Annotated in this window: 14 protein-coding genes; 9 read left to right on the forward strand and 5 right to left on the reverse strand. The window is 70.9% G+C overall.

The window, feature by feature from the left end; all coding sequences use genetic code 11:
- Positions 1-39 precede the first annotated feature (39 nt).
- The 3 genes from ABE505_RS07565 to ABE505_RS07575 form a co-directional block, all read right to left on the reverse strand.
- Complete coding sequence (locus ABE505_RS07565; RefSeq protein WP_346458271.1) at positions 40-1,089, reverse strand: alpha/beta hydrolase-fold protein; 1,050 nt, start codon at positions 1,087-1,089, stop codon at positions 40-42.
- A gap of 7 nt (positions 1,090-1,096) precedes the next feature.
- Positions 1,097-3,328, reverse strand: coding sequence for a FepA family TonB-dependent siderophore receptor (locus ABE505_RS07570; protein ID WP_346443472.1), 2,232 nt, complete (start codon positions 3,326-3,328; stop codon positions 1,097-1,099).
- A gap of 130 nt (positions 3,329-3,458) precedes the next feature.
- Positions 3,459-5,519 (reverse strand): TonB-dependent receptor, encoded by a 2,061-nt coding sequence (locus ABE505_RS07575; RefSeq protein WP_346443474.1) that lies wholly within the window; start codon positions 5,517-5,519, stop codon positions 3,459-3,461.
- 258 nt (positions 5,520-5,777) lie between these two features.
- Between ABE505_RS07575 and ABE505_RS07580 the strand changes: the two genes are divergently transcribed.
- The 7 genes from ABE505_RS07580 to ABE505_RS07610 all read left to right on the forward strand — a co-directional run bounded on the left by ABE505_RS07580 (position 5,778) and on the right by ABE505_RS07610 (position 16,576).
- Entirely contained in the window at positions 5,778-6,989 is a 1,212-nt protein-coding gene (locus ABE505_RS07580; protein ID WP_346443476.1) for an MFS transporter, read from the forward strand.
- Positions 6,986-8,170 (forward strand): isochorismate synthase, encoded by a 1,185-nt coding sequence (locus ABE505_RS07585; RefSeq protein WP_346443478.1) that lies wholly within the window; start codon positions 6,986-6,988, stop codon positions 8,168-8,170. The genes ABE505_RS07580 and ABE505_RS07585 overlap by 4 nt, the downstream gene beginning before the upstream one ends.
- 16 nt (positions 8,171-8,186) lie before the next feature.
- On the forward strand, positions 8,187-9,833 hold the full coding sequence (locus ABE505_RS07590) for an AMP-binding protein (RefSeq protein ID WP_346443480.1): 1,647 nt from the start codon (positions 8,187-8,189) through the stop codon (positions 9,831-9,833).
- An 823-nt stretch (positions 9,834-10,656) separates the two neighbouring features.
- Complete coding sequence (locus ABE505_RS07595) at positions 10,657-11,292, forward strand: isochorismatase family protein (protein WP_346443482.1); 636 nt, start codon at positions 10,657-10,659, stop codon at positions 11,290-11,292.
- Complete coding sequence (locus ABE505_RS07600) at positions 11,289-11,534, forward strand: phosphopantetheine-binding protein (protein ID WP_346443484.1); 246 nt, start codon at positions 11,289-11,291, stop codon at positions 11,532-11,534. The genes ABE505_RS07595 and ABE505_RS07600 overlap by 4 nt, the downstream gene beginning before the upstream one ends.
- Positions 11,534-15,715: an amino acid adenylation domain-containing protein gene (locus ABE505_RS07605; protein ID WP_346443486.1), complete on the forward strand. Its 4,182-nt coding sequence runs from the start codon at positions 11,534-11,536 to the stop codon at positions 15,713-15,715. Before ABE505_RS07600 ends, ABE505_RS07605 begins: the two co-directional genes overlap by 1 nt.
- 90 nt (positions 15,716-15,805) lie before the next feature.
- Positions 15,806-16,576 (forward strand): 2,3-dihydro-2,3-dihydroxybenzoate dehydrogenase, encoded by a 771-nt coding sequence (locus tag ABE505_RS07610; RefSeq protein ID WP_346443487.1) that lies wholly within the window; start codon positions 15,806-15,808, stop codon positions 16,574-16,576.
- Positions 16,577-16,600: 24 nt separating this feature from the next.
- Here ABE505_RS07610 and ABE505_RS07615 read toward each other — a convergent pair whose 3' ends face one another.
- The gene (locus ABE505_RS07615; protein ID WP_346443488.1) at positions 16,601-19,339 is read right to left on the reverse strand and encodes an alpha-1,6-glucosidase domain-containing protein; all 2,739 of its coding nucleotides are present in this window, start codon (positions 19,337-19,339) and stop codon (positions 16,601-16,603) included.
- A gap of 4 nt (positions 19,340-19,343) precedes the next feature.
- Entirely contained in the window at positions 19,344-20,963 is a 1,620-nt protein-coding gene (locus tag ABE505_RS07620; protein ID WP_346443490.1) for an alpha-glucosidase, read from the reverse strand.
- Between the two features lie 195 nt (positions 20,964-21,158).
- Between ABE505_RS07620 and ABE505_RS07625 the strand changes: the two genes are divergently transcribed.
- Both ABE505_RS07625 and ABE505_RS07630 read left to right on the forward strand, forming a co-directional pair.
- Positions 21,159-22,637: an MFS transporter gene (locus ABE505_RS07625; protein WP_346443492.1), complete on the forward strand. Its 1,479-nt coding sequence runs from the start codon at positions 21,159-21,161 to the stop codon at positions 22,635-22,637.
- A gap of 56 nt (positions 22,638-22,693) precedes the next feature.
- Positions 22,694-24,418: an alpha-amylase family glycosyl hydrolase gene (locus tag ABE505_RS07630; RefSeq protein WP_346443493.1), complete on the forward strand. Its 1,725-nt coding sequence runs from the start codon at positions 22,694-22,696 to the stop codon at positions 24,416-24,418.
- Positions 24,419-24,483: the final 65 nt, after the last annotated feature.

The raw sequence follows: 24,483 nt of genomic DNA on the forward strand, positions 1-24,483 counted from the left end.
GTCCGGGTCGGGCGGGGCGTGGGCACGGCCACGCCGGAATCATCGGCCGGGGTCCACGCCATCTGCGTGGCTCGGGGTGTCGCTGTGGTCGGCGATGCCGGTGACGACGTGCAGCGTCCACATCAGCGAGGCCCGGAACATCGGGCCGTGGGTCAGTTCGGGGAACTCGCGATAGGTCACCTGCAAGCCGTCGACGGCGGACAGGCGGTCGGCGAGGTTGCGCGCCGAATCCGGCGGTGCGGCTTCGATGCGGCGCAGGTGGACCTGCACGCGCGGGTCCGACAGGTCGCGGTGCGCCACCTGCCGTGTGCGCTCGCCCTCGCCCAGGCCGATCAGCACGCGCGCCCGGCGCCCGGCGTTGTTGGCCACGAACCGCTGTTCGGGCGCACCGAGCAGCGCGCCGTCGCCCCACCACAGCGACGGGCTGCCGGCAGCATAGGTGTCGAAGGCGCCGGTGCGCGTGTACAGCGTATGCAGCGCGAACAGGCCGGCCAATGAATGGCCCCACAGCGTCTGCCGCGCCGGATCGGTCTGCACCCGGCGCGCGACCTCGGGCCGGATCGTGCGCTCGAGGGTCTCGAGCATCGCATCGGCACCGCCGCCGCCGACGATCGTGCCGCCGCCGCGCACCGGCCGTTCGCCTTCGAACGGGGTGTAGTCGCGCGTGCGCGACTGCGAATCGATGCGCAGGTCGTTGGGATAGCCGACGAACACCAATGCGTGCGGGACCGGCTGCGCGGCGAGTTCGGCCAGCAGCGCATCGTCGAACTCGATCAGCGCAGCGTTGCCATCGAGCATCCACAGTGCCGGATAGCCGGCCGCCGGTGCCGGCGCCTTCGGCACCGCGACATGCACGCGCCACGTGCGCTGGCCGTCGCGGCTGGTGATGTCGAAGCGTTCGAAGATGTAGTGCCGCGAGACATGGTCGGCGACGGTCTGGCCGATCGCGCGCGTGGGATCGCGCTGCTGCGCGGCCGCGGTCGACGGCACAGCCTGCAGTGCCAGCAGCAGGCCGGCAGCTGCGGCCAGCGTCGCCAGGCGGATCGGGCGGTGAGCGGGGGGGCGACGGGTGTGCATGGGTGTACGCATCGAGGGCTCAGAACCCGATGTTGGTGCTGACGAACCAGGCGCGTCCAGGCTCGTTGTAGGTGTAGGCGCCCGCGCCGTGGATCTCGTTGGGCGTGCCGAGGTTGACGCCCGAGGCGTTGCCGCGGCGGAAGATGCGCTTGTCGAGCAGGTTGTCGACGCCCAGCGTGACGCTGACCCGGTCGGTGATGCGGTAGCGCCCGCTCAGGCCCACGAGCGCGTAGGGCGGCATGCGGTCGGCGGCGCTGCCGGTGACCGGCCGGCCCTGGTAATCGAGACGCTGCGGCACCTGCTCGCCGTAGAACGTCGCCTTGGCCAGCAGCGACAGGCGCGCGCTGGCGCGCCAGTCGAACGCGGTGTTGATCGTGTACTCGGGAATCGTCGACAGCGCATCGCCGGTGCTGCGGTTCTTCGACTCGAGCATCCAGGTCACATTGGTGTTCCAGCGCAACGTGTCGGCCAGCGGCAGCTCCACGCTGCCCTCCAGGCCCTCGATCACCGCCTTGGGAATGTTGTCCCAGCGGAACACGTCGACGTTGCCGACGCGATCGATCGCGACGTGGCCGGCCTCGACCTTGTCGCGGTAGTCGTTGCGGAACCAGGTCAGGCCGGCCTGCACGCGGCCGTCGGCGAACTGCACGCCCAGCTCCTTGTTGACGCTGGTCTCGGCGTCGAGCGCGTCGTTGCCGACCAGAAAGCACGGGCCGCTACCGCCCCAACAGCCGATGCCCGCGCTGTAGAGCGAATAGTCGGCATTGCTCTGATAGAGGTTGGGCGCCTTGTAGGCGCGGGCGATGCCGGCGCGCAGGGTCCAGGACGGCAGGAATTCGAGCGCGGCGCTGACCGCCGGGCTGAGGTTGCCGCCCAGCCGGTCATGGTGGTCGTAGCGCAGCGTCGGGGTCACGGTCAGCGCGTCGCCGATGTAGATGTTGTCCTCGACGAACACCGAGGCGATGCGCGCATCGGTGCGGCCGCTCCACTGGGTCGGCGGCACCGGCACGTTCGGCTGCGGATTGCGGTCCTTCAGCCCGGATGCACCGTCCTCGAGCCGGCTATCGACCCATTCGGCGCCGACCGTCAGCACGTGATCGATGGTGTCGCCGGCCACGGTGTGGTTGACCTCGCCATGCAGGGTGAGCGTGCGCAGGTCGATGTCGCCGAAGCCGCCGTCGACGATGAAGATGCCTTCGGTGCCACCAGCCAGGCCTTCGAGCAGGCGGGTGTTGCGGGTCTTCTCGACGGCGGCGTAGGCCAGCGAGCGGGTGGCCTGACCGTACTCGCCGCGATGGCTGACGTCGAAGGTCCGGCGGTAGAGCCGATTGGTCTCCGCGCCGATCCACTTGAGCACTTCGGGATTGCGGTTGGTGTTCTGGGTGTCGCCGGCGTAGAGGTTGCCCTGGCGGCTGAAGCCGGCGCCCACATCGATCCGGTGGCCGGGCAACACGTCCCACAGCAGTTTGGCCGAGGCGTTGCGATTGCGCACGCCTTCGCGTCCGGCGGGAAAGGTGCCGGCATTGCTGCCGCTGCGTGCCGAGGCGTGATCGCGGTTGATGGCGAAGTCGTCGGATTCGGCCTTGCCGGCGCTGCCCGACAGGCGGAACGACAGCCGGTCGGTCAGCGGCCCGCTCATCTGCAAGCCGGCGCGCTGGCTGCCGCCGTCGACGCCGTGGGTGGGCACCAGCCCGTAGACATTCAGCGAACCGCCGAACTGCGGGCCCGGCGCACGGGTGACGATGTTGACCACGCCGCCGGCCGCGCCGCTGCCGTAGCGTGCCGCCGCCGGACCGCGCAGCACTTCGATGCGCTCGATCTGCTCGGGCGGCACCCAGCCGGTGTCGCCGCGCGAGTCGCGCTCGCCGCGCCAGCCGTAGCGCACCGCGTTGCGGCTCGACACCGGGATGCCGTCGACCAGGATCAGGGTGTTCTCCGGGCCCATGCCGCGGATGTCGATCTGGCGGTTGTTGCCGCGCTGGCCACTGGTCGAATTGCCGGTCAGGTTGACGCCCGGCAGCGTGCGCAGGAACTCGGCGATGTCGTTGCGCGGCGGCTGGCGCTCGATGTCGTCGGCGAGCACGACCGAAGCGCCCAGCGCCTGGCGGGCGATCTGCTCGGCGGTGACCCGCACGGTGTCGAGCGTCGTCGCGTCCCTCGGGGTCTGCGACAGTGCCGTGAGCGGCAGCAGCGCGGCGATGGCGCAGGCCAGCAGGGCAGGACGGACGGGCGGATGGGGGCGGGCGGGCATGGGGGATCCGGGAGACGGCGCAGGCGAGGCGCGTGAAGGTCTCGTTATTTTAGGGTTTATGAGATTGATTCTCAATCGTGACGTCCGGTGCATGGGGCGGACAGGCCGCCCCACGCACGGCGATGGCCGCTCAGAAGCGCGCGGTGGCGCCGACGAACCACGTGCGGCCGCCGCCGTCGTAGTTGCTGCCGTCTTCCAGCGTCGATACGTCGGTGACGTTGCGCACGCCTGCGCGCAGCGTCAGATGGGCGTTGACGTCGAAGCCACCGACCAGGTCCCAGGTGGTGTAAGCCTTGGCGAAGGTCGGGCTGGTGGCCGAGATCAATTGCTCGCCGACATGCTGGGCGCTCAGCGACAGCACCCAGGCGTCGTCGATGCGCCAGTCCAGCGAGGTGTTGGCAGTGAGCTTGGGCACCACCAGCAGGTTGGCGCCGGTGGTGCGGTTCTTCGACTCGAGCATCCGGGTGGCATTGGTGGACCAGGTCAGGCGCTCGTGCAGCGGCACCACGATGCTGGCCTCGACGCCGCGGGTGCGCGCCTCTTGCAGGTTCTGCGCGACCGTCCACCAGAACCCGTTGACATAGCTGCTGTCGAAGCCGGGCAGGGCGCTGAGCGGCATCTGCTCGATCTTGTCCTCGAAGTCGGTGTGGAAGTAGGTCGCCGCCAGCGACCAGCCATTGCGGTCGAAGCCGGCGCCGATCTCGTAGTTGGTGCTCGTCTCCGGCTCGAGATTCGGATTGCCGGCCATGTAGCAGCCGCGGGTGCCGTCGGCGTTGGGGCGGTAGGTCGGCGAGGAGGTGTCGGTCGTCCAGCCCTCGGGCGAGAGGCTGCGGCAGCCGTTGCCGCCGGACTGGGTCGCCGCGCCGGCCGAGCCCTGCTTGAGGTTGGGTGCGCGGAAGCCGCGCGATACACCGCCGCGCACCGTCCAGTCGCGCGACGGATGCCAGACCGCATAGACGCGCGGGCTCAGGTTGTCGTCGTAGTTCTCGGTGTTGTCCCAGCGCAGGCCCAGGGTCAGCGTGAGGTTCTCGCGCAGCGACAGGTGGTCTTCGACGAACAGCGCCCAGGCGTCGGCCTCGTTCTTCGGGCTGATCCGGCCGCTGCCGGTCCAGGTCACCGGCACGGTGCCGATCGTGTTGACGTTCTGCAGGACCTCCCGCTTCCATTGGCCGCCGACGTTGAGGGCATGCGGCACGCCCCAGTCGAAGCCGGTATTGAAGACGGCATCGAGCACGGTCTCCTTGGCGTGGTTGCCCACCGCGCTGCCTTTGTCTTCGTAGTCGTTCTGGACCAGGGTCGCCTTGGAGGTCGAGGCGTCGCCGTAGCGACCGTCATGGCTGAGCACGTAGCCGGTGTGCACCAGTTTCGACAGGCCGAAGGCGTTCAGCGCTTCGCCGCCCACGTTGCGCTGCACGCCGCGCGAGGCCTCGAATCCGATGGCGTGGTCGTCGTTGACGCGCCACTGGAGCAGCGCATTGGCGGTCTCGGCGCGCGTGCCGGGGGTGCGCCCGATGCCGGTCCCGGTGTCGGAATCGCGATCGGTCAGGTTGGCGCCGACCCGCAGGCCCAGGCGCTCGGTCAGCGGGCCGCTGAACCGGGCGCCAAGCTGGATCGTGTCGCCGCGGTCGGAGGCATCGGGCCGGCTGTAGTTGTAGGTGGCGGTGCCGCCCCAGGTGGGCGCGATCTTGCGGGTGATGATGTTGATCACGCCACCCATGGCGTCGGAGCCGTACAGCGACGACATCGGGCCGCGAACCACCTCGATGCGTTCGATCATGTCCGGCGACAGCCAGTCGAGATCCTGTGCGCCCAGATTGTCGCGGTAGTTGACGCCGGACGAATTGCCCTGGCGGCGGCCGTCGATGAGGATCAGCGTGTACTGCTCGGGCAGACCGCGCAGCCGGATCTTGGCTTGCGCGCCCGACAGGGCATAGCCGCCGGTCACGCCGGGGATCGTGCTCAGCAACTGCCCGAGGCTGCCGACCGGCTTGCGTTCGATCTCCTCACGGGTGATCACGCTGATGCTCGCCGGTGCGTCCCGGATCCACTGCTGCACGCCGGTCGCGGTGACCACGACGGTGTCGAAGTCGGTCGCCGCCGGAGCCGTCGCGGGGGACTGGGCGGCGGCGGGCTGCGCCAGGACGAGCGCGACCACGGCCGCGAGCGGGGAGAGGGCGAGACGGTGTGACATCGGAACTCCGAAGGGCGTCAGTACTGAATAGGCGGGTCTTGCCGGCGCGCCAGCGGCGTCGCGCGCTGGCATGAATATGAATGATACCTGTTTGCGAACGATTCTCAATAACCGTGGCGGCTATGGGTCGTAAATGAGAGTTGGTATCATTTGAGGGCGTCGCGTCGCCCGCTTCTGGTGGTGCCGGCCGGCGCGAGGCGACGGATCCGTCGTCTCCGTCCCCTGTCGCCGGCCCCGCCGGCGGATCGAGATCTGTGCATGTCCGCTGTCCCCGCGTCGTCCCCCCGCGTGCCCGGCCTGTCGGCGCTGGTGTTCACCGCGTTCGCCGGGACGATGGCGATGATGGCCTTCGTTGCCGTCGTCGGACCGGTGGTGCGACTGCTGGGGCTGGCGGAGTGGCATGCCGGTCTGTCGGTGACCGCCGCCGGCGTGCTGTGGATGCTGTCCGCGCGGCGCTGGGGCGCGCTGAGCGACCGTATCGGACGCCGGCGCGTCCTGCTCGCCGGCCTGGTCGGCTATGCCCTGGTCTACATCGCGATGGCCGTCTTCGTCGACCTGGCGCTGCGGCATCCGCCGGCAGTGTTGTTGTCGGTGGTCGCACTGGTGGCGACGCGGGCGCTGGTCGGACTGTTCTATGCCGCGGTGCCGCCGACCGCCGCGGCGCTGGTCGCCGACGCAGTGCCGCCGGGCGGCCGCGGTGCGGTGATGGCGCGGCTGGGCAGCGCGAACGCGGTCGGCATGGTGCTGGGCCCGGCGGCGGCCGGCTGGATCGCCTACCGGAGCATCGCGCTGGCGCTGTACCTGGCGGCGGCGTTGCCGCTGCTGTCGCTGCTGGTGCTGTGGTGGCGGCTGCCCGCGACGCCGGTCGCATCGACGCCGCGGTCCGGCCCGCGTCCGGCGATGTCGGTCGCCGATCGCCGCCTGCGCCTGCCGGTCTACGCGGTGTTCGCGGCGATGGTCTCGGTGACGATCGCGCAGGTCGTCGTCGGCTTTTTCGCGATCGATCGGCTGGGCCTGTCGCCGACCGACGGCGCGCGCGCGGCCGGGCTGTCGTTGACTGCGGTCGGCCTGGGGCTGATGTGTGCCCAGGCGCTGGTGATGCGGCTGCGCGCGGTGCCGCCGGCGCGCTGGATCACGGTCGGCGCGCTGATTTCGGCGGCGGGCTTCGCCTCATCGGCGCTGGTGGCCGTGCAATGGCAGTTGCTGCTGGCCTACAGCGTGGCGGCCTTCGGCATGGGCATGGTGTTTCCGTCGTTCCAGGCGCTGGCGGCCGATTCGGTCGAGGCGCACGAGCAGGGCGCGGCCGCCGGCACGATTGCCTCGGTCCAAGGCCTGGGCATGGTCGTCGGCCCGTTGCTGGGCACGCTGTTCTACCGCGTCTCGCCCAGTGCGCCTTATCTGCTGATCGGTGCCGTGCTGCTGGTGCTGTCGGCGGCTGCGGCGTTGCACCCGCGTGAGGCGGCGCGATGACCGAGGCGGCATACACCGCCGGGCCCGAGGCGATCGTCGGCGATGGCGATCAGACTGCGGCATCGACCTGGTTTCGCCTGCTCGGCCCAGCGCGGCGAATGGCCGCCGAAGGCCGGCTGGCATCGCTGCCTGCGGGGCCGACGTCGACGCTCGGCGCCCGGGTGGCTGCGTTCTTCGCCGACGATCGTGCCGGGCCGGCGCTGCTGGTCGGGGCGTTGCCGTTCGACCCGCACGGCGACGATGCGCTGTACCAGCCTGCACGCCTGTCGACGTCCGATGATGCGGTGGCGGCTGTGGCCTGGCCGCCACTGCTGTGCGGCCATGTGGCCGAGCCGGCCGCCGAGGCCTACGCGACAGCGGTCGCGCGCTGTCTCGACCGCTTGCACGATGAGGACGCCGCTGCGCCGCTGCGCAAGGTCGTGCTCGCACGCAGCCTGCGCATCGATGCCGCATCAAAGATCGATCCCCTGGCCCTGGCGGCGCGCCTGGGCACCGATGCCAGCGTGACCGCGTATGTCGCGCCACTGCCGGTGGCGGTGGGCGAGGCGCCGGCCTGGCTGGTCGGGGCCACGCCCGAACTGCTGGTGTCGCGGCGCGGCCTGGAGGTGGTCTCGCATCCGTTGGCCGGCTCGGCGCGCCGCGTGCGCGACCCGGCGCAGGACACGCGCGCCGCGCAGGCGCTGCTGGATTCGGCCAAGGACCACGACGAGCATCGCCATGTCGTCGAGGCGATCGTCGATGCGCTCGCGCCGCTGTGCAGCCGGCTGCAGGCGCCGCCAAGGCCGGCGCTGCATGCGACCGCGACGATGTGGCACCTGGGCACACGCATCGTTGGCACCTTGAAGGACCCGTCGCTGTCCTCGGCCGCGCTCGCGGGTCTTTTGCATCCCACGCCGGCGGTCTGCGGCACGCCGCGCGAGAGCGCACTGGCGGCGATCCGTGCACTTGAGCCAGTGGGTCGCGGTTTCTATGCGGGCGCGGTGGGCTGGACCGATGCGCAGGGCGACGGCGACTGGTACGTGTCGATCCGCTGCGCGCGCGTGCAGGGCCGCACGATGCGCCTGTTCGCCGGTGCGGGTATCGTGGCCGGCTCGCAGCCGGCGCTCGAGGTCGACGAGACCGCGGCCAAGTTCCGCGCGCTGCTCGATGCGCTGGACATCGACGACGTGCGCGCTGCCTGATTCGATCGAGGATGCCATGAGCGACACTTCCGTCCCGCAGCGCCTGCCGCTGCGCCAGGTCTGGCCCGATGAGCGGGTTGCGCACTACCGCGCGGCCGGTTACTGGCGCGGCGAGACCTTTCCCGGCTTCCTGCGCGCGCGCGTCGCGGCGCATCCCGATGCGATCGCTGTAGTCGGCGGTGCGGTGCGCTGGACCTACGCGCAGCTGTGGGCCGAGGCCGAGCGCATCGCCGCCGGCTTGCTGGCGCAAGGCCTGACACCGGGCGATCGGGTGGTCGTGCAGTTGGGCAACGTGCCCGAGTTCATTGCGGTGGTCTGCGCGCTGTTCCGCGCGCAGCTGGTGCCGGTGTATGCGTTGCCGGCGCACCGGTTGACCGAGGTCGCGCATTTCGCGCGCAAGGCCGAGGCCAGCGGCTACATCGCTGCGGAGACGTACGAGCAGTTCGATTACCGCACGCTGGCCCGCGACCTGCAGCGCGAGGTGCCGGCGGTACGTCACGTGTGCGTGGTCGGCGATGGCGCGGAGTTCGCGTCGGTCGCCGCGCTCGATGGTGATCGCACCGCGTTGCCGGGCGATCCCGATCCGCAGTCGGTCGCGTTCCTGCAGATCTCCGGCGGCAGCACCGGGCTGTCGAAGCTGATCCCGCGCACGCACGACGACTACATCTACAGCTTCCGCGCCAGCAACGCCATTTGCGGGATCGATCGTGGCAGCGTGTACCTGGTCGCGCTGCCAGCAGCGCACAATTTCCCGATGAGCTCGCCGGGCTTCTTCGGCGCGCTGTACGCAGGCGCACGCGTGGTGTTGAGTCCGGGGCCGGGGCCGGATGTGGCCTTCCCGTTGATCGCGCGCGAGCGCGTGACCTGCGTCGGTCTGGTGCCGCCGTTGGCGCTGCTGTGGGCCGATGCGGCCGGCAAGACGGCGCACGATCTGTCGAGCCTGCACGTGGTGCAGGTCGGCGGTGCCAAGCTGGTGCCCGAAGCGGCGCGGCGGGTGATCGCGGGGTTGGGCTGCACGCTGCAGCAGGTGTTCGGCATGGCCGAGGGCCTGGTCAACTACACCCGGCTCGACGATCCACACGAGGTCGTGATCCACACGCAGGGGCGGCCGATCAGTCCCGACGACGAGGTGTTGATCGTCGACGATCACGGCGCGCCGGTGCCTCAGGGCAGTACGGGGCATCTGCTCACGCGCGGTCCGTATACGATCCGCGCCTATCACAATGATCCGGCGGCGAATGCGCGCTCGTTCACCGACGATGGGTGGTACCGCACGGGCGACATGGTCCTGCGCACGGTCGAGGGCAATCTGGTGGTGCAGGGGCGGGCGACCGATCACATCAATCGGGCGGGCGAGAAGATTTCGGCCGAGGAGATCGAGGATCATCTGCTTGCGCATCCGCAGGTGTTCGATGCGGCGGTGGTGTCCATCCCGGACGATTTCCTCGGTGAGCGCAGCTGTGCGTTCGTGATTCCGGGGGAGGCGCGGCCGCGGCTTGCCGAGTTGAAGGCTTGGGTGCGTGGGCGGGGCTTGGCGGGGTTCAAGGTGCCCGATCAGATCGTGTTCGTGGATGCGTTCGGCACGACGGCGGTGGGCAAGGTGAGCCGCCGTGAGTTGCGTGCGCAGTTGCGCGCGCGGTTTCTTGCGGAGCAGGGTGCGTGATCAGGGCGCGTATCACCGATGGTGTGCTTGGCGTGGCCGCCGGTCATCCGTTCGTTGTTGCCGCGTTAGTGGGGCCTCGGCCTGCTGGCCGGCAGCCGCTTTCCCCTCTGTCAGGGCGTCGTGTCCTGACTTGGGTGCGCACTGTCGGTCATCCGTTCGCGGTTGCCGCGTTGGTTGGGCATCGGCCTGCTGGCCGGCAGCCGCTTGTCCCTCGGTCAGGGCATCCTGCCCTGACTCGGGCGCGCACCGTCCCTGGCGCGCTTGGCGCGGCCACCGGCCACCAGTCCACTGCTGGCAACGTTTCGATGGTGCCTTCGGTGAGCGCGGCACTGTCTTTCGCTTCTGCGTTGGATGGGCCTCGGCCTGCTGGCCGGCAGCCGCTTTCCCCTCGGTCAGGGCGTCGTGTCCTGACTTGGGTGCGCACTATCGGTCATCCGTTCGCGGTTGCCGCGTTGGTTGGGCATCGGCTTGCTGGCCGGCAGCCGCTTGTCCCTCGGTCAGGGCACCGTGCCATGACTTGGGCGCACACCCGCTCCGCTTCGCGGATCGGTCCGGCCCGGCGCAGCACGCCGGGCGTTCGCCCGCTCGCGCGGCATGCGCCGCGCAGGCAGAGCGGGCTCACCCATGGCGCGCTTGGCGCGGCCACCGGCCATCAGTCCGCTGCCGGCGACGTGTCGATGGTGCCTTCGGTACGTGCTGATACCTGTGAAGCCGGAAGTGGCCTGACCGAACCGGCAAGCAGGTCCTTGGCCTGCGTGACACTGTCTTTCGAGGCGAATGTCGGGCGTGCACTGACGACTGCAGAAGGATTGAGCGAGTAGACATGGGCCTTCCGACGATTCCTGCGTACGCGTTGCCGACGGCGGCCGAGCTGCCGGACGCGCGTGGGCCATGGCAGCCCGAGACGGAGCGTCTTGCGTTGCTCGTGCATGACATGCAGCGTTACTTCCTGGCGGCCTACGAAGCGCAGGCGGCGCCGATCGCGCCGGCGATCGCCAACCTGGCGCGGTTGCTGGCGCATGCGCGCAGCCGGGGCATTCCGGTGTTCTACACCGCCCAGCGCGGCAATCAGGACCGGCGCGATCGCGGGCTGCAGGCTGATCTGTGGGGGCCGGGCATGCGTGCGACGCCCGAGCACGAGGCGATCGTCGACGCGCTCGCGCCGGTCGAGGGCGACCATGTGTTGGTCAAGCATCGCTACAGCGCGTTCCAGCGCAGCAATCTCGAGACGCTGATGCGGGCGCGCGGTCGCGACCAGGTGTTGATCGCGGGCGTCTACGCCCACATCGGTGTGCTTTCGACGGCGACCGAGGCGTTCCAGCGCGACATCCAGACGTTCGTCGCCGCCGATGCCGTCGCTGATTTCACCCGCGCCGACCACGATAGGGCGCTGCACTGGATCGCGCGCACCTGCGGCGTTCCGCTGACCACCGACCGGATTCTGGAGCTGTTGCCATGAGCGATCCGCTGACCCTGGCGCGCATGCGCGCCGACATCGCCCGGCAGTTGGGCGAGGCGCCGGAGGACATCGGCGATGACGACAATCTGATGGACCTGGGCCTGGACTCGATGCGCGTGCTCGGGTTGGTGATGAAGTGGGGCGAGTCCGGCCTGCCGCTGGAGTTCTCGCACCTGGCCGAGCACACCACACTGGCCGGTTGGTGGCGCGTGGTGCAGGGCCTGCAGCAGAAGACCGTCTGATGGCCGAGGCGGTGGAGGCGTCCGTGGTGTCGGTGTCCGGCGATTGGCCGCTGACCCAGGCGCAGTCGGGCCTGTGGTACGCGCAGCGGCTGGCGCCGGACAACCCGGCGTTCAACACTGCGCATGCGCTGTGGATCGACGGGGCGCTGGACGTGGCCGCATTCGTGCGCGCGGCCGAGCAGGCGGCGGCCGAGGCGCCGGCGCTGTCGCTGCGCATGCGCGATACCGCCGACGGTCCGCGGATGGGCGTCGATCCCGCGCATCTGCCGCCATTGGAGGTCGTCGATCTGTCGCACCTGGATGCGCCCGACCGCGCTGCGCGGGCGGCAATGGTGCGCGACCGCGATACGCCGGTCGACCCGACGCGCGACCGGCTGGCGCTGCAGCGGCTGTACGTGCTCGGCGACGCGCGTTTCGTCTGGTATCTGCGCGTGCACCATCTGGCGATCGACGGCTACGGCATGGCGTTGCTGACTGAGCGTGCGCTGGCGCTGTACGGCGCCGCGTGCGGCGGAGATGACGCGGGCGCGCCGTTCGCGCCGTTCGCGGGCGCGATCGCCGAGGACGCGGCCTATGCCGCTTCGGACAAGTGCGGCCAGGACGCGGCCTACTGGCGCCAGACGCTCGCTGGCATGTCGGCGGTCTCCGGCCTCGGCGCGGGGTTCGCGCCGGCCGCGCACGGCTGCCATCGTCTGAGCGTCGGGCTCGACGCCGACCTGCGCGCCGGCCTGCTTGCGCTCGCGCAGCGGCTCGAGCAGCCCTGGCCGGACGTGCTGACCGCGCTGGCGGCCGAGTATTGCCGACGCATGGCCGGGCAGGCCGAGGCGGTGATCGGGGTGCCGTACATGGGCCGGCTGGGCAGCGCGAGCGCGCGGGTGCCGGCGATGGTCATGAACGTGCTGCCGTTGCGCGTGCCGGCGATGCCCGGCGCCTCGCTGGCCGAGTTCGTGCAGGCGACTGCGCGTGCGCTGGTGCGCGGGCGACGCCACGGCCGCTACCGCGGCGAGCAGTTGCGCCGCGACCTCGGCCTGATCGGCGGCCAGCGCCGGCTGCACGGTCCGCTGGTCAACGTCCAGCCGTTCTACCGCCCGCCGCGGCTGCATGGCGCGCAGGTGCGACTGGAGATCCTGGGGACCGGGCCGATCGACGATGTGACGATCGGCTTCCGCGGCGATGGGGCGAGCGCGCTCGAGCTGGAGTTCGAGGCCAATCCGGACCTGTATCGCGCCGACGAGATCGCCGCGCACGCGCAGCGGCTGCAGGCGTTTCTCGCCGCGGCCTGCACGGCCGAGGGCATCGACGATATCCCGTTGGCGACGCCGGACGAGGCGCGACGCGCACTGGTGGATTTCAACGCGACCGCGCACCCGTTGCCCGACACGACGCTGGCCGCATTGCTCGAGGCGGCGATGGCGGCAACGCCGGACGCACCGGCGCTGGTCTTCGGCGACACGACGCTGACCTACGCCGAGCTCGATCGCCGGACCCGCGCCCTGGCGCGGGCACTGCGGGCGCGCGGGCTCGCACGGGACGGCGTCGTCGCCGTCGCGCTGCCGCGTTCGCTGGACCTCGTGATCGCCCTGGTCGCGGTGCTGCGCGCCGGCGGCGCCTACCTGCCGCTCGACCTCGCGCATCCGAACGACCGGCTCGCCCGCATCCTGCGCTCGGCGCAGCCGCTCTGCGTCCTGGCTGCGCGCGACACGGCGCCCCGGTGGCCCGGCGACGTGTCGCTGTTTGCACCGGACGACTGGCCTGTCCTCCGGGTGACCGCGACGGGAACCGAACCCTTCCCCGCAGGCGGGGGAGGTGGGGCTTCCCGGATGTTCGCAACGAACGCGGCGATCGAGCCCTCCCCCGCGAGCGGGGGAGGGTTGGGTGGGGGCGACCGCCTCGGCGCGTCCGGCCCCCACTCGTCGCCTTCGGCGCCGACCTCCCCCGCAGGCGGGGGAGGTGGGGCTTCCCGGATGCTGGCGCCGACCGTGGCGATCGAGCCCTCCCCCGCAGGCGGGGGAGGTGGGGCGGCCGACGCGCCATTCGTGTCGCCTGCACAGCCCGGCGATGCGGCCTACGTGATCTACACCTCGGGCTCGACCGGCGAGCCGAAGGGCGTGGTCGTCGAGCATCGCGCGATCGTCAACCGCCTGGAGTGGATGCGCACGCACTATCGTATCGACGCGTCCGATCGCATCCTGCAGAAGACGCCGGCGACCTTCGATGTCTCGGTCTGGGAGTTCTTCCTGCCGTTGATCGCGGGCGCGGTGCTCGATGTCGCGCCGCCGGACGCGCATCGCGATCCGGTCGCGCTGGCCCGGCTCATCCGCGAGCGCGGCATCACCACGCTGCATTTCGTGCCGTCGATGCTGGCCGCATTCCTGGCGGCGCCCGAGGCCGATGGCTTGGCCGTGCGCCGGGTGTTCTGCAGCGGCGAAGCGCTGGATGCCGAGCTGCGCGATCGCTTCCACCGCTGCGTACGCGCTGAACTGCACAACCTCTACGGGCCGACCGAGGCCGCGGTCGACGTGAGTTTCTGGCCGGCCTCGCCCGACGACACGTCGCGCCCGGTGCCGATCGGCTTTCCGGTCTGGAACACGCAATTGGACGTGCTCGACGCGCGCATGCGTCCGCTGCCGCCCGGTGTGGTCGGCGACCTGTACCTGGGCGGCGTGCAGCTCGCGCGCGGCTATCTCGGCCGCGACGATCTGACCGCCGAGCGGTTCATCGCCGATCCGCATCGGCCCGGCGGGCGCCTGTACCGCACCGGCGATCTCGCGCGCTGGCGCGACGATGGCGCCATCGAGTTCCTCGGCCGCAGCGACCACCAGGTCAAGCTGCGCGGGCTGCGCATCGAACTGGGCGAGATCGAGGCGGCGATCGTCGCCAGCGGGCAGGCGGCGCAGACGGCGGTGATCGTGCGCGAAGACCGCGCCGGCGATCGACGCCTGGTGGGCTACCTGCAGCCGGTCGACGCCGGAGCGTTCGATGCGCAGGCGCTACGCACGGCTGTCGCCGCGCAGGTGCCCGACTACATGGTGCCGGCCGCTTTCGTCGCGCTGGACACCTGGCCGGTCACCGCCAACGGCAAGCTCGACCGCGATGCGCTACCGGCCCCGGCGTTCGACACCGGGGCGTTCGTGGCGCCGCGCACGCCGACCGAGGTCGCAGTCGCCGGGTTGTTCGCGCAGGCGCTGGGCGTCGCGCGTGTCGGCGGCGATGGCGACTTCTTCGCGCTGGGCGGCGATTCGTTGTCGGCCGTGCACCTGCTGCTGGCGATCCAGCACCAGTTCGGTCGCGATCCGGGCCTGGGCGCGCTGTTCGCGACGCCGACAGTGGCCGGCATCGCCGCGCTGCTCGATGCCGACGCCGCCACGCCCGACCACGGCCTCGGCCCGACGATCGCGCTGGCACGTGGCGACGGGGCGCCCGCGCACGCGCCCTTGTTCGTCGTGCATCCGGCCGGTGGCATCGCGTGGTGCTACCGGGAGCTGGCGCGCGCGCTGCGCCCGCGGCGCGACGTCCACGGCCTGCAGTCGCCGGCGCTGGACCTGGCGCAGCCGCTGCCGGGCAGCATCAACGCGCTGGCCGACGACTATGCCCACCGCGTGGCCGCGCTGCAGCCGGACGGTCCGCTGCACCTGCTTGGCTGGTCAGTCGGCGGCATCCTCGCCCAGGCGATGGCGGTGCGGCTGCAGGCGCTTGGTCGCAAGGTCGGTCTGCTCGCATTGCTCGACGCCTATCCCAGCGAGTGCTGGCGCGCCGAGCCCGAGCCCGACGCGGTCGATGCGCTGCGTGCGTTGCTGGCGATCGCCGGCTACGACCCGGACCGCCATCCCGACCTGCGCAGCCGCGAGGCGATCGTCGAGTTCCTGCGCCGCGGCGACAGCGCACTCGGCAACCTGCCGGGCGATGTGCTCGACGGCGTGGTGCGTGCGGTCGTCGACACCAACCGGCTCGTGCGCCTGCACCACCACACACGCTATGACGGCACACTGCTGCACGTGCGCGCCGGCCTGGACCATGTCGACCGGCCGCAGTTGCAGTCGGCGCTGTGGCAGGCGCACGCGGCGCGGGTCGAGGCGGTCGAGTTGCCGTTCCGGCACGGCGAACTGACCGGGCGCGATGCGACGGCGGCGATCGCACCGCTGCTCGACGCGCGGCTGGCGGCATTCGACCCACGCCCCTGAGCGCGGCGTGCGATGTCCTGGCGCGATCGAAAGGCCAGGACAAGGACATCGCACGCGCGCGTCCACGAACACTGATTGCGGAGACATCCCATGCAACTCACAGGATTCGAAGGCCGGATCGCGCTGGTGACCGGCGCGGCTGGTGGCATCGGCAAGGCGGTCGTGGCGCTGCTGCGCGCCAGCGGCGCGACGGTGATCGCGACCGACGTGCGCGCGCCCGAACGCACCGAGGCGCCCGGCGTCGCGCCGATGCATGCGTTCGCGCTGGACGTGACCGACGCGGCTGCAGTCGATGCGCTGGTCGCGCAGGTGGAGGCCGAGGTCGGGCCGATCGACCTCGCCGCGCATGTCGCCGGCGTGCTGTCGACGACCCCGGTGCTCGAAACCAGCGATGCGGAGTGGCGGCGCACGTTCGCGGTCAATGCCGACGGCGTGTTTCATGTCGGCCGCGCGCTCGCCCGGGTCATGGCGCCACGCCGCCGCGGCGCGCTGGTCGTCGTCGGGTCCAATGCCGCGGGCATTCCGCGCCATGCGATGGCGGCCTACGCCGCGTCGAAGGCCGCGGCGACGATGTTCGTGCGCTGTCTGGGGCTGGAGCTCGCGCCGCTGGGCATCCGCTGCAACCTTGTGGCGCCGGGTTCCACGCGCACGCCGATGCAGACCGGCATGTGGGCCGACGCCCACGGCGAGGCCAAGGTCATCGCCGGCAGCCTGGAGACGTTCAAGAGCGGCATCCCGCTCGGCAAGCTCGCCGAGCCGGTCGACATCGCGCATGCCGCGATGTTCCTGCTGTCCGAGCAGGCCGGCCACATCGCGATGCAGGACCTGTACGTCGACGGCGGCGCGACGCTGCGCGCCTGAGCCGATCGCGCCGGCGGCGTGGTGTCACTGCCCGCTGGTGGGCGGTCGGGCTGCGTCGGCGGGCACGACGAAGACGAGCGCTGTGCGCGGCGGCACGGTGAAGCGGCCGCGCGCGGCATCGATCCTGGCCCGCTCGCGCGGGCGCGGGTCGGCGGCCTCGGGTGCGCGGTGCACCGGGTGCAGCATCCACGCACGGCCGGCGAGTTCGGGCGCCTCGAGGGTGCGTGCCTCATCGGCGACGTTGATCGCGTAGAGCACGTCGGCAAAGCCGGCGTCGTCCAGGCCGTGGCCATCCAGATGCCCGGCGACGAGCGTCGGGTCGGCATCGGCGCCGGGGAAGCGCAGGCGGGCCTGGACCTGTGCGGCGTCGGGCAGCCGGAACAGCGGTGTACTGGCGCGGATGCGCAGCAGGTCCAGGCTCATGTCGCGCGTGCGCAGCACATCGCCCTGGCTGGGGCGGATGCGCATCGCATCGGCCAGCAGCGGGCGCATCAGCGGCCAGTTGGCGCGGTTGTCGGGGGCCGGCGGCAGGCCGGCGCCGAAGCCGTGGACGGCACCGGTCCAGTCGATGCGGTTGAACCAGTCGCCCGAGTCGAAGCTGTTGCGGTCCAGCGACTTGGAACGCAGCAGCTCGACGCCGGCGTGCAGGTAGGCGATGCCCTGGCTGAACGCGGTGGTGGCGATGGCCAGCACCTGCGCGTTGACGCGTGCCTCGATGTCGGCATCGGCCGGCAGGCGGAACACGTTGATGTCGAACAGCGTCTGGTTGTCGTGGTTCTCGACGTAGTTCACGACCTCGGTGGGCTGGGTCGCAAAGCCGGCCGGCTGGCCGGCATAGTCGACCTGCGCGAGCGTGCGGCCGTCGGGCAGGCGGTAGTCGCGCAGCGTACCGGCCAGACCGACGCGGACCAGCTCGGCCTGGCGCCGCAGCAGCGCAGCGTCGGCGTGACCGTGGATCCAGCCACGGTGGGCGTGCAAGGCCGCGCCGCTGTCCGAGGGCCCGCCGCCGCGTACCGCGTCGCGCGCCCGGTCGCTGAAACTGCCGATGCCGGTGCCGCCCAGCGACTGCTGCGAGGCCTGCACGAAGCGCGCGCCGTCGGCGACTTCGCCGAAGTTCCAGCCTTCGCCCAGCAACGGCACCGGGCGTCCGGCCGCGGCGTCCACGCGCGCCTGCAGCGCGAGCATCGCCGCACGCGGCTGGTGGCCCATCAGGTCGAAGCGGAACGAATCGATGCGGTAGTGGCGCACCCACAGTTCGGCCGAATCGATCATGAGCTTGGCCATCATCGCGTGCTCGGTCGCGGTGTTGGCGCAGCAGGTCGAGTGTGCGACGCGGCCGTCGGCATCGTAGCGGTGGTAGTAGCCGGGCACGATGCGGTCGAGCACCGAGTGCCGGTCCTGGCCCCAGGCGCTGGTGTGGTTGTAGACCACGTCCATGCCCACGCGCAGGCCCAGCGCATGCAGCGCCTGGACCATCTGCCGGAACTCGACGATACGCGTGGCCGGGTCCGCCGCGTCGCTGGCCAAGCTGCCTTCGGGCGCGTTGAAGTGCAGCGGGTCGTAGCCCCAGTTGAAGCAGTCGTGCGCCGCGAACGCCATCACCGCGGCCTGTTGCGCCTCGCTGTCGGGCGCAGCGTTGGGCACGTCGGGCGAGCGGCAGCCGACCTCCGGCACCGTGGCCAGGTCGAAGACCGGCAGCAGATGCACATCGGTCACGCCGGCTGCGCGCAGCCGGCGCAGGTGGCGCACGCCGTGCGAATCGGGCTGCGCGAACGCGGCGTAGCGCCCGCGCTGGGCGGCCGGCACGCTGCCGTCGTCGCGCGAGAAGTCGCGCACGTGCAGCTCGTAGACCACCTGGTCGGTCGCGGCGCGCAGCGCGGGCGCGGCATGCGTGTCCCAGCCTTCGGGCTTGAGCGCGGGCGCGTCCAGGTCGAACACGACGCTGCGCCGCGAGTCGGCCGTGAGCGCGACCGAGTAGGGATCGGTGACGCGGTTGCGGACGATGCCGGTGCCTGGCACGAACACGTCGACCAGCCACAGGTAGGACCGGCCCGACAGATCGCCCGGGGCCACTGTCGACCAACTGCCGGTCGCGGCATCGCGCTCGAGCGTGCGGACCGCGGCGGCCGGCGCGTCGGCATCGTCGTAGAGGCACAGTGCGACCGACTGCGCCGTGGGCGCCCACAGCCGGAACGCGGTTCCCGTGGGGCCGGGGTGCACGCCGAGGTCCGGCAGCGTGGTCGCGGCGGCGTAGAGGTCGTCGAGGGCGCCGGCATGCTGGAGTGCGGTCGCGTCGAGGACGCGGCCGTGCACGTCTTCGTGCACCAGCAGGAGCTGGCCGCGATGCAGCGTCGACAGCGCGGCGGCGTCCGCATCGGTCTCCAACGTGACGCCCTCGCCGACGAACGCGAAGCGGTCGATCAACGCCGCAGGCACCGGAGCGGTGCGGACCGCGAGTTCGAGCGCGCCATCGTGGCCCCGCACGGTCGCGCCCGTCAGTGCGGCCAGCGTGGCGCCGGCGGCGTGATACAGCCGGAAGCGGGTCCCCGATGCGGCGACGGTGCCGGGCCAGCGCAGCAGATGGCGATCGAGCCAGTGGGCGCGGGCGTGATCGGGCAGCGCGCGGGCCTGGACGGGGTGCAGCGTGCGCGCGAAGTCCGGCGTGTCGCAGTCGGCCAGTCCGGCCGGGGCGGCGAGGGCGCCGCCGCAGGCCAGCAGACCGGCGGCGAGCATGCCGTACCGCGCGATGCGCGATGGGCGCACGGCCTCAGTCCACCGCAGCGAACAGGGCCGCGTGCGGCGGCAGGCGCAGGTGGCCGGCATCGACTGCACCGGCCGGCAGGCCATGGCCGTCGAGCACACGCAGGCGTGCGAGCTCGGCGGGCAGCGTCCAGTCGACTGTATCGCCCGACAGGTTGAACACGGCCAGCACGCGGTCGTCGCCGTCGCCGCGCACGAAGGCCAGCATCGGCTCCGGCGCATCGACGAAGTGCTGGGCGCCGGCGACCAGCGCCGGCTGGCCGCGGCGCCAGTGCAGGAAGCGGCGCACGGTGGCGAGCACCGAGCCGTCGTCGCGCGACTGCGCCTCGACGCTGCGCGCGCGATGCGCATCGGGGATCGGCAACCACGGCTGTCCGGTGGTGAAGCCGGCACCGGCGTCGGCGGTCCACGGCATCGGCGTGCGGCAGCCGTCGCGGCCCTTGAAGTTCGGCCAGAACGCGATGCCGTAGGGGTCGCGCAGTTGCTCGAACGGCACCTCGGCCTCCGGCAGCCCCAGTTCCTCGCCCTGGTACAGACAGACCGAACCGCGCAGCGCGCAGACCAGGCCGACCAGCTGCCGGGCGAAATCGTCGCTGGGCTGGGCACCGCCCCAGCGCGTGACCGCGCGCTGCACGTCGTGGTTGGAGATCGCCCAGCACGGCCAGCCGTCGGTCATCGCCGCTTCCAGGCGTTCGACCGTGCCACGGATGTAGCCGGCGCTGAAATCGTCGACCAGCAGCTCGAAGCTGTAGCCCATGTGCAGGCGGCCGGGGCTGGTGTACTCGGCGGTGGTCGCCAACGAATCCTCGGCTGAGATCTCGCCCAGCGCAGCGACATCCCCGTACTCGTCCATCAGCGCACGCAGCCGCTCGAGGAAGCCGATGTTCTCCGGCTGGGTGTTGTTGTACCAGTGGTACTGGAAGGCGTACGGATTATCGGGTGCGAAGCCACGGCCCACGCGCAGCGCTTCGGGCTTGGCGGGGTTGTCGCGCAGCTGCGCGTCGTGGAAGCAGAAGTTGATCGAATCCAGGCGAAAGCCATCGACCCCGCGGTCGAGCCAGAACGTCACATAGTCCAGCGTGGCCTGCTGCACCTTGGGGTTGTGGAAGTTCAGGTCGGGCTGGCTCGACAGGAAGTTGTGCAGGTAGTACTGGCAGCGCCGCGGGTCCCAACGCCAGGCCGGGCCGCCGAAGATCGACAGCCAGTTGTTGGGCGGCGTGCCATCGGGTTTGGCATCGGCCCAGACGTACCAGTCGGCCTTGGGGTTGTCGCGCGATTGCCGGCTCTCCTCGAACCAGGCATGCGCATCGGACGTGTGGCTGAAGACCTGGTCGATCATGACCTTCAAGCCCAGCGCGTGCGCCTTGGTCAGCAACGCATCGAAGTCGACCAGGGTGCCGAACATCGGATCGACGTCGCACTGGTCGGCGATGTCGTAACCGTAGTCGGCCATCGGCGAACGGAAGAACGGCGAGATCCAGATCGCATCCACGCCCAGGCTGGCGACATGCTCCAGGCGGTCGATGATGCCGGGCAGATCGCCCACACCGTCGCCGTCGCTGTCCATGAAACTGCGCGGATAGATCTGGTAGATCACCGCGCCCCGCCACCACCTGCTGTCGCTCATCGCTCTCTGCCTTCTGTCGCCTTCTGTGGCGCGGTGGGACGGTAGACGATGCCGTGTCGCCTGCGAAAGCGCACGTCCCGAGCCTGCGCCGTGAATACGTATGCAGGTCGCCGCCGCTGAGCGCGCGCTCGCTACCATGGCTTGGCCTGCGCAGCCTGCGTCGGCGCAGCGGACCTTGGGAGGGGCCTGCCAGCGATGGGCAACCGCAAACCGTCACTGTCGTTCTGGCAGATCTGGAACATGTGCTTCGGCTTTCTGGGCATCCAGTTCGGATTCGCCCTGCAGAACGCCAACGTCAGCCGCATCTTCCAGACGCTCGGCGCCGACATCGAGCAGGTGCCCGGCCTGTGGATCGCCGCCCCGTTGACCGGCCTGCTGGTGCAGCCGGTGATCGGCTACTTCTCCGACCGTACCTGGACGCGGCTGGGCCGCCGTCGCCCGTACTTCCTGTGGGGCGCGCTGTTCTCGACCGCCGCCTTGGTGGTGATGCCGACCTCGCCCGAGCTGTGGATCGCCGCCGGCACGCTGTGGGTGCTCGACGCGTCGCTGAACGTGTCGATGGAACCGTTCCGCGCCTTCGTCGGCGACCAGTTGGCGCCGCGCCAGCGTCCGACCGGCTACGCGATGCAGAGCTTTTTCATCGGCGTCGGCTCGGTGATCGCCAGTGCGCTGCCGTTCGTGCTCGCCAAGGCGGGCGTCGCCAATACCGCCGCGGCGGGCGAGGTGCCCGATACGGTGCGCTATGCGTTCTGGTTCGGCGGTGCGGTGCTGCTGCTGGCCGTGTTGTGGACGGTGGTGCGCACGCGCGAGTACCCGCCCGACGTGTTGCGCACATTCGACGACGCGACGCCCGAAGGCGCGCTGCCGGCCGCCGACGCGTCGGTGCCGCCGGCCGGTGGCGGACTCGCCTGGCTGCTGGTCGGCGTGGCCGGCATCGTCGCGGTGGCCGCGCTCGGCCTGGACCGCATGCTCTATGTGCTGGCGGGCCTGCCGCTGGGCTACGGCCTGCTGCGGCTGGTCGCCGCGCGGCTCGCGCCGCAGCGGATGCTGACCACGATCGCTGCCGACCTGCATGCGATGCCCACGACGATGCGCCAGTTGGCGGTCGTGCAGTTCTTCTCGTGGTTCGGCCTGTTCGCGATGTGGATCTACACCACCGCGGCGGTGGCGCAGACCCACTACGGCAGCAGCGATCCGCAGTCGGCGGCCTATAACGATGGCGCCAACTGGGTCGGCGTGTTGTTCGCCGCCTACAACGGCTTCGCCGCGCTGGCCGCGATCGTGATCCCGTGGTTGGCACGTCGTGTGGGCCTGCGCGGCGCGCACCTGGTCAACCTGATGCTGGGTGCGCTGGGTCTGCTGTCGATCGCATTCGTCGACGATCCGCGCTGGTTGCTCGCCTCGATGGTCGGTGTCGGGTTTGCCTGGGCCTCGATCCTGTCGCTGCCCTATGCGCTGTTGTCCGACAGCCTGCCGGCCGAGAAGATGGGCGTGTACATGGGCATCTTCAATTTCTTCATCGTGATTCCGCAGCTGGTGGCGGTCAGTACGCTGGGCTTCCTGCTCGGGCGCGTGTTCGATGGCGAACCGATGCGGGTGCTGATGCTCGGCGGCGCCAGCCTAGCGCTCGCGGGGCTGTGCGTGCTGCGGGTCTCGCGCCCGCGTGGCGCGTGAGCCGCGCGGCCCGACCGGCCGATCTTTCCTCCCGTTCCCACGTCAGGAGCCGCGCGATGCCGCGAACGTCCCTCTTTCTGCTCGCCGCGCTGCTGTGCGCCGGCTGCAGCCATGTCGCGACGCGCGATGCACCCGGTGTCGCCGAGACGACAGGCGTCTACGGCACGCTTGAGCCGTTCGCCGAGCACGCGGTGTACTTCGTGGTCACCGACCGCTTCGTCAATGGCGATCCGAGCAACGACCGCCGCGAGCAGGGCGGGGCGCACCGCACGTTCGACATCCCGGTCCGGTGTCCGGACGGCATCGATGGCAACATCGGCTACCTGGGCGGCGACTTCCGCGGCGTGCTCGACAACGCCGGCTACATCCGCGCCATGGGCTTTGGCGCGGTGTGGATCACGCCGATCGTCGACAATCCCGACGAGGCGTTCACCGGCGGCGATCCGATCGCCTGCAACAGCACGCTGAGCGACCGCGGCAAGACCGGCTACCACGGCTACTGGGGCACGAACTTCTACAGGCTCGACGAACACCTGCCCAGCGCCGATCTCGATTTCCGCGGTTTCACCGACGGCATGCGCGCCGCGGGCCTGAAGACCGTGCTCGACATCGTCGGTAACCACGGCTCGCCGTCGTGGACGATGCCCAGCGCGCAGCCCGGGTTCGGCCAGATCTTCGATGCGCAGGGCAGGCTGGTCGCCGACCACCAGAATCTGCCGCCGCAGCAACTCGACCCGGCGGGCAACCCGCTGCACGCGTTCTACAGCAACGTCGGCCCGGTCGACGCGAAGACCGGTTCGATCTTCGACGGCAACCTCGCCCAGCTCGGCGATTTCGACGCCGCCAATCCTGCGGTCATGGACTATCTGGCTGGTGCCTACCTGCAGTGGATCGACCAGGGCGCGGATGCGTTCCGGGTCGACACCATCGCCTGGATGCCGCATGCGTTCTGGCGCGATTTCGCCGAGCGCATCCGCGCCCGGCATCCGGGCTTCTTCATGTTCGGCGAGGCGTTCGAGTTCGATGCCAACCGGATCGCCGAGCACACATGGCCCGGCAATGGCGGCATCAGCGTGCTGGATTTCCCGATGAAGCAGGCGATGGACGAGGTCTTCGCCAAAGGCGCGGGCTTCGAGCGTCTGGCATCGTCGCTGTATCTGGAAAACGGGCCGTACGCGAACCCGTACGAGCTGACGACGTTCTACGACAACCACGACATGCCGCGCATGGACGCCAGCGATGCCGGCTTCATCGACGCGCACAATTGGCTGTTCACGGCGCGCGGCATCCCGGTGATCTATTACGGCTCGGAGACCGGCTTCATGCGCGGCCGCGCCGAGCATGCCGGCAATCGCGCCTACTTCGGCCAGGCGCGCGTCGATGCCGCCGCCGCGCATCCGATCCACGTCGCGCTGACAAGGGTCGCGAACCTGCGCCGCACGACCCCGGCCTTGCAGCGCGGGCTGCAGCTCGATCTCGGGCTCGTCGGCGACCATGCTGCGTTCTACCGCGTGCTCGATGTCGACGGTCGTGCGCAGATCGCGCTGGTGCTGCTCAACAAGGGCGAAGCGCCGTGGCAGGCCGAAGTGACCCGCTGGCTCGAGCCAGGGGCCTGGCGCGACGCGCTCGACGGCGGCACGCGTGCGGTGACCGACCGGCTGCAGGCCACCGTGCCCGCGCACGGGCTGCGGGTGTTCGTGCTCGACGCGCCGCCGCGGCGCGCCGACCTGCGCGCCCGGCTTGCGCAGGCGATGGAGGGGCGGCTCGGACCTCGGCTCTGAGGCCTGTGCACGGGCGTCTTGCGTCCGCCCGGCACCGCAGCGGACACCGGTCCGAGTCTTCGCGT

Source organism: Luteimonas sp. TWI382, from assembly GCF_039674545.1.
Classification (GTDB): Bacteria; Pseudomonadota; Gammaproteobacteria; order Xanthomonadales; family Xanthomonadaceae; genus Luteimonas.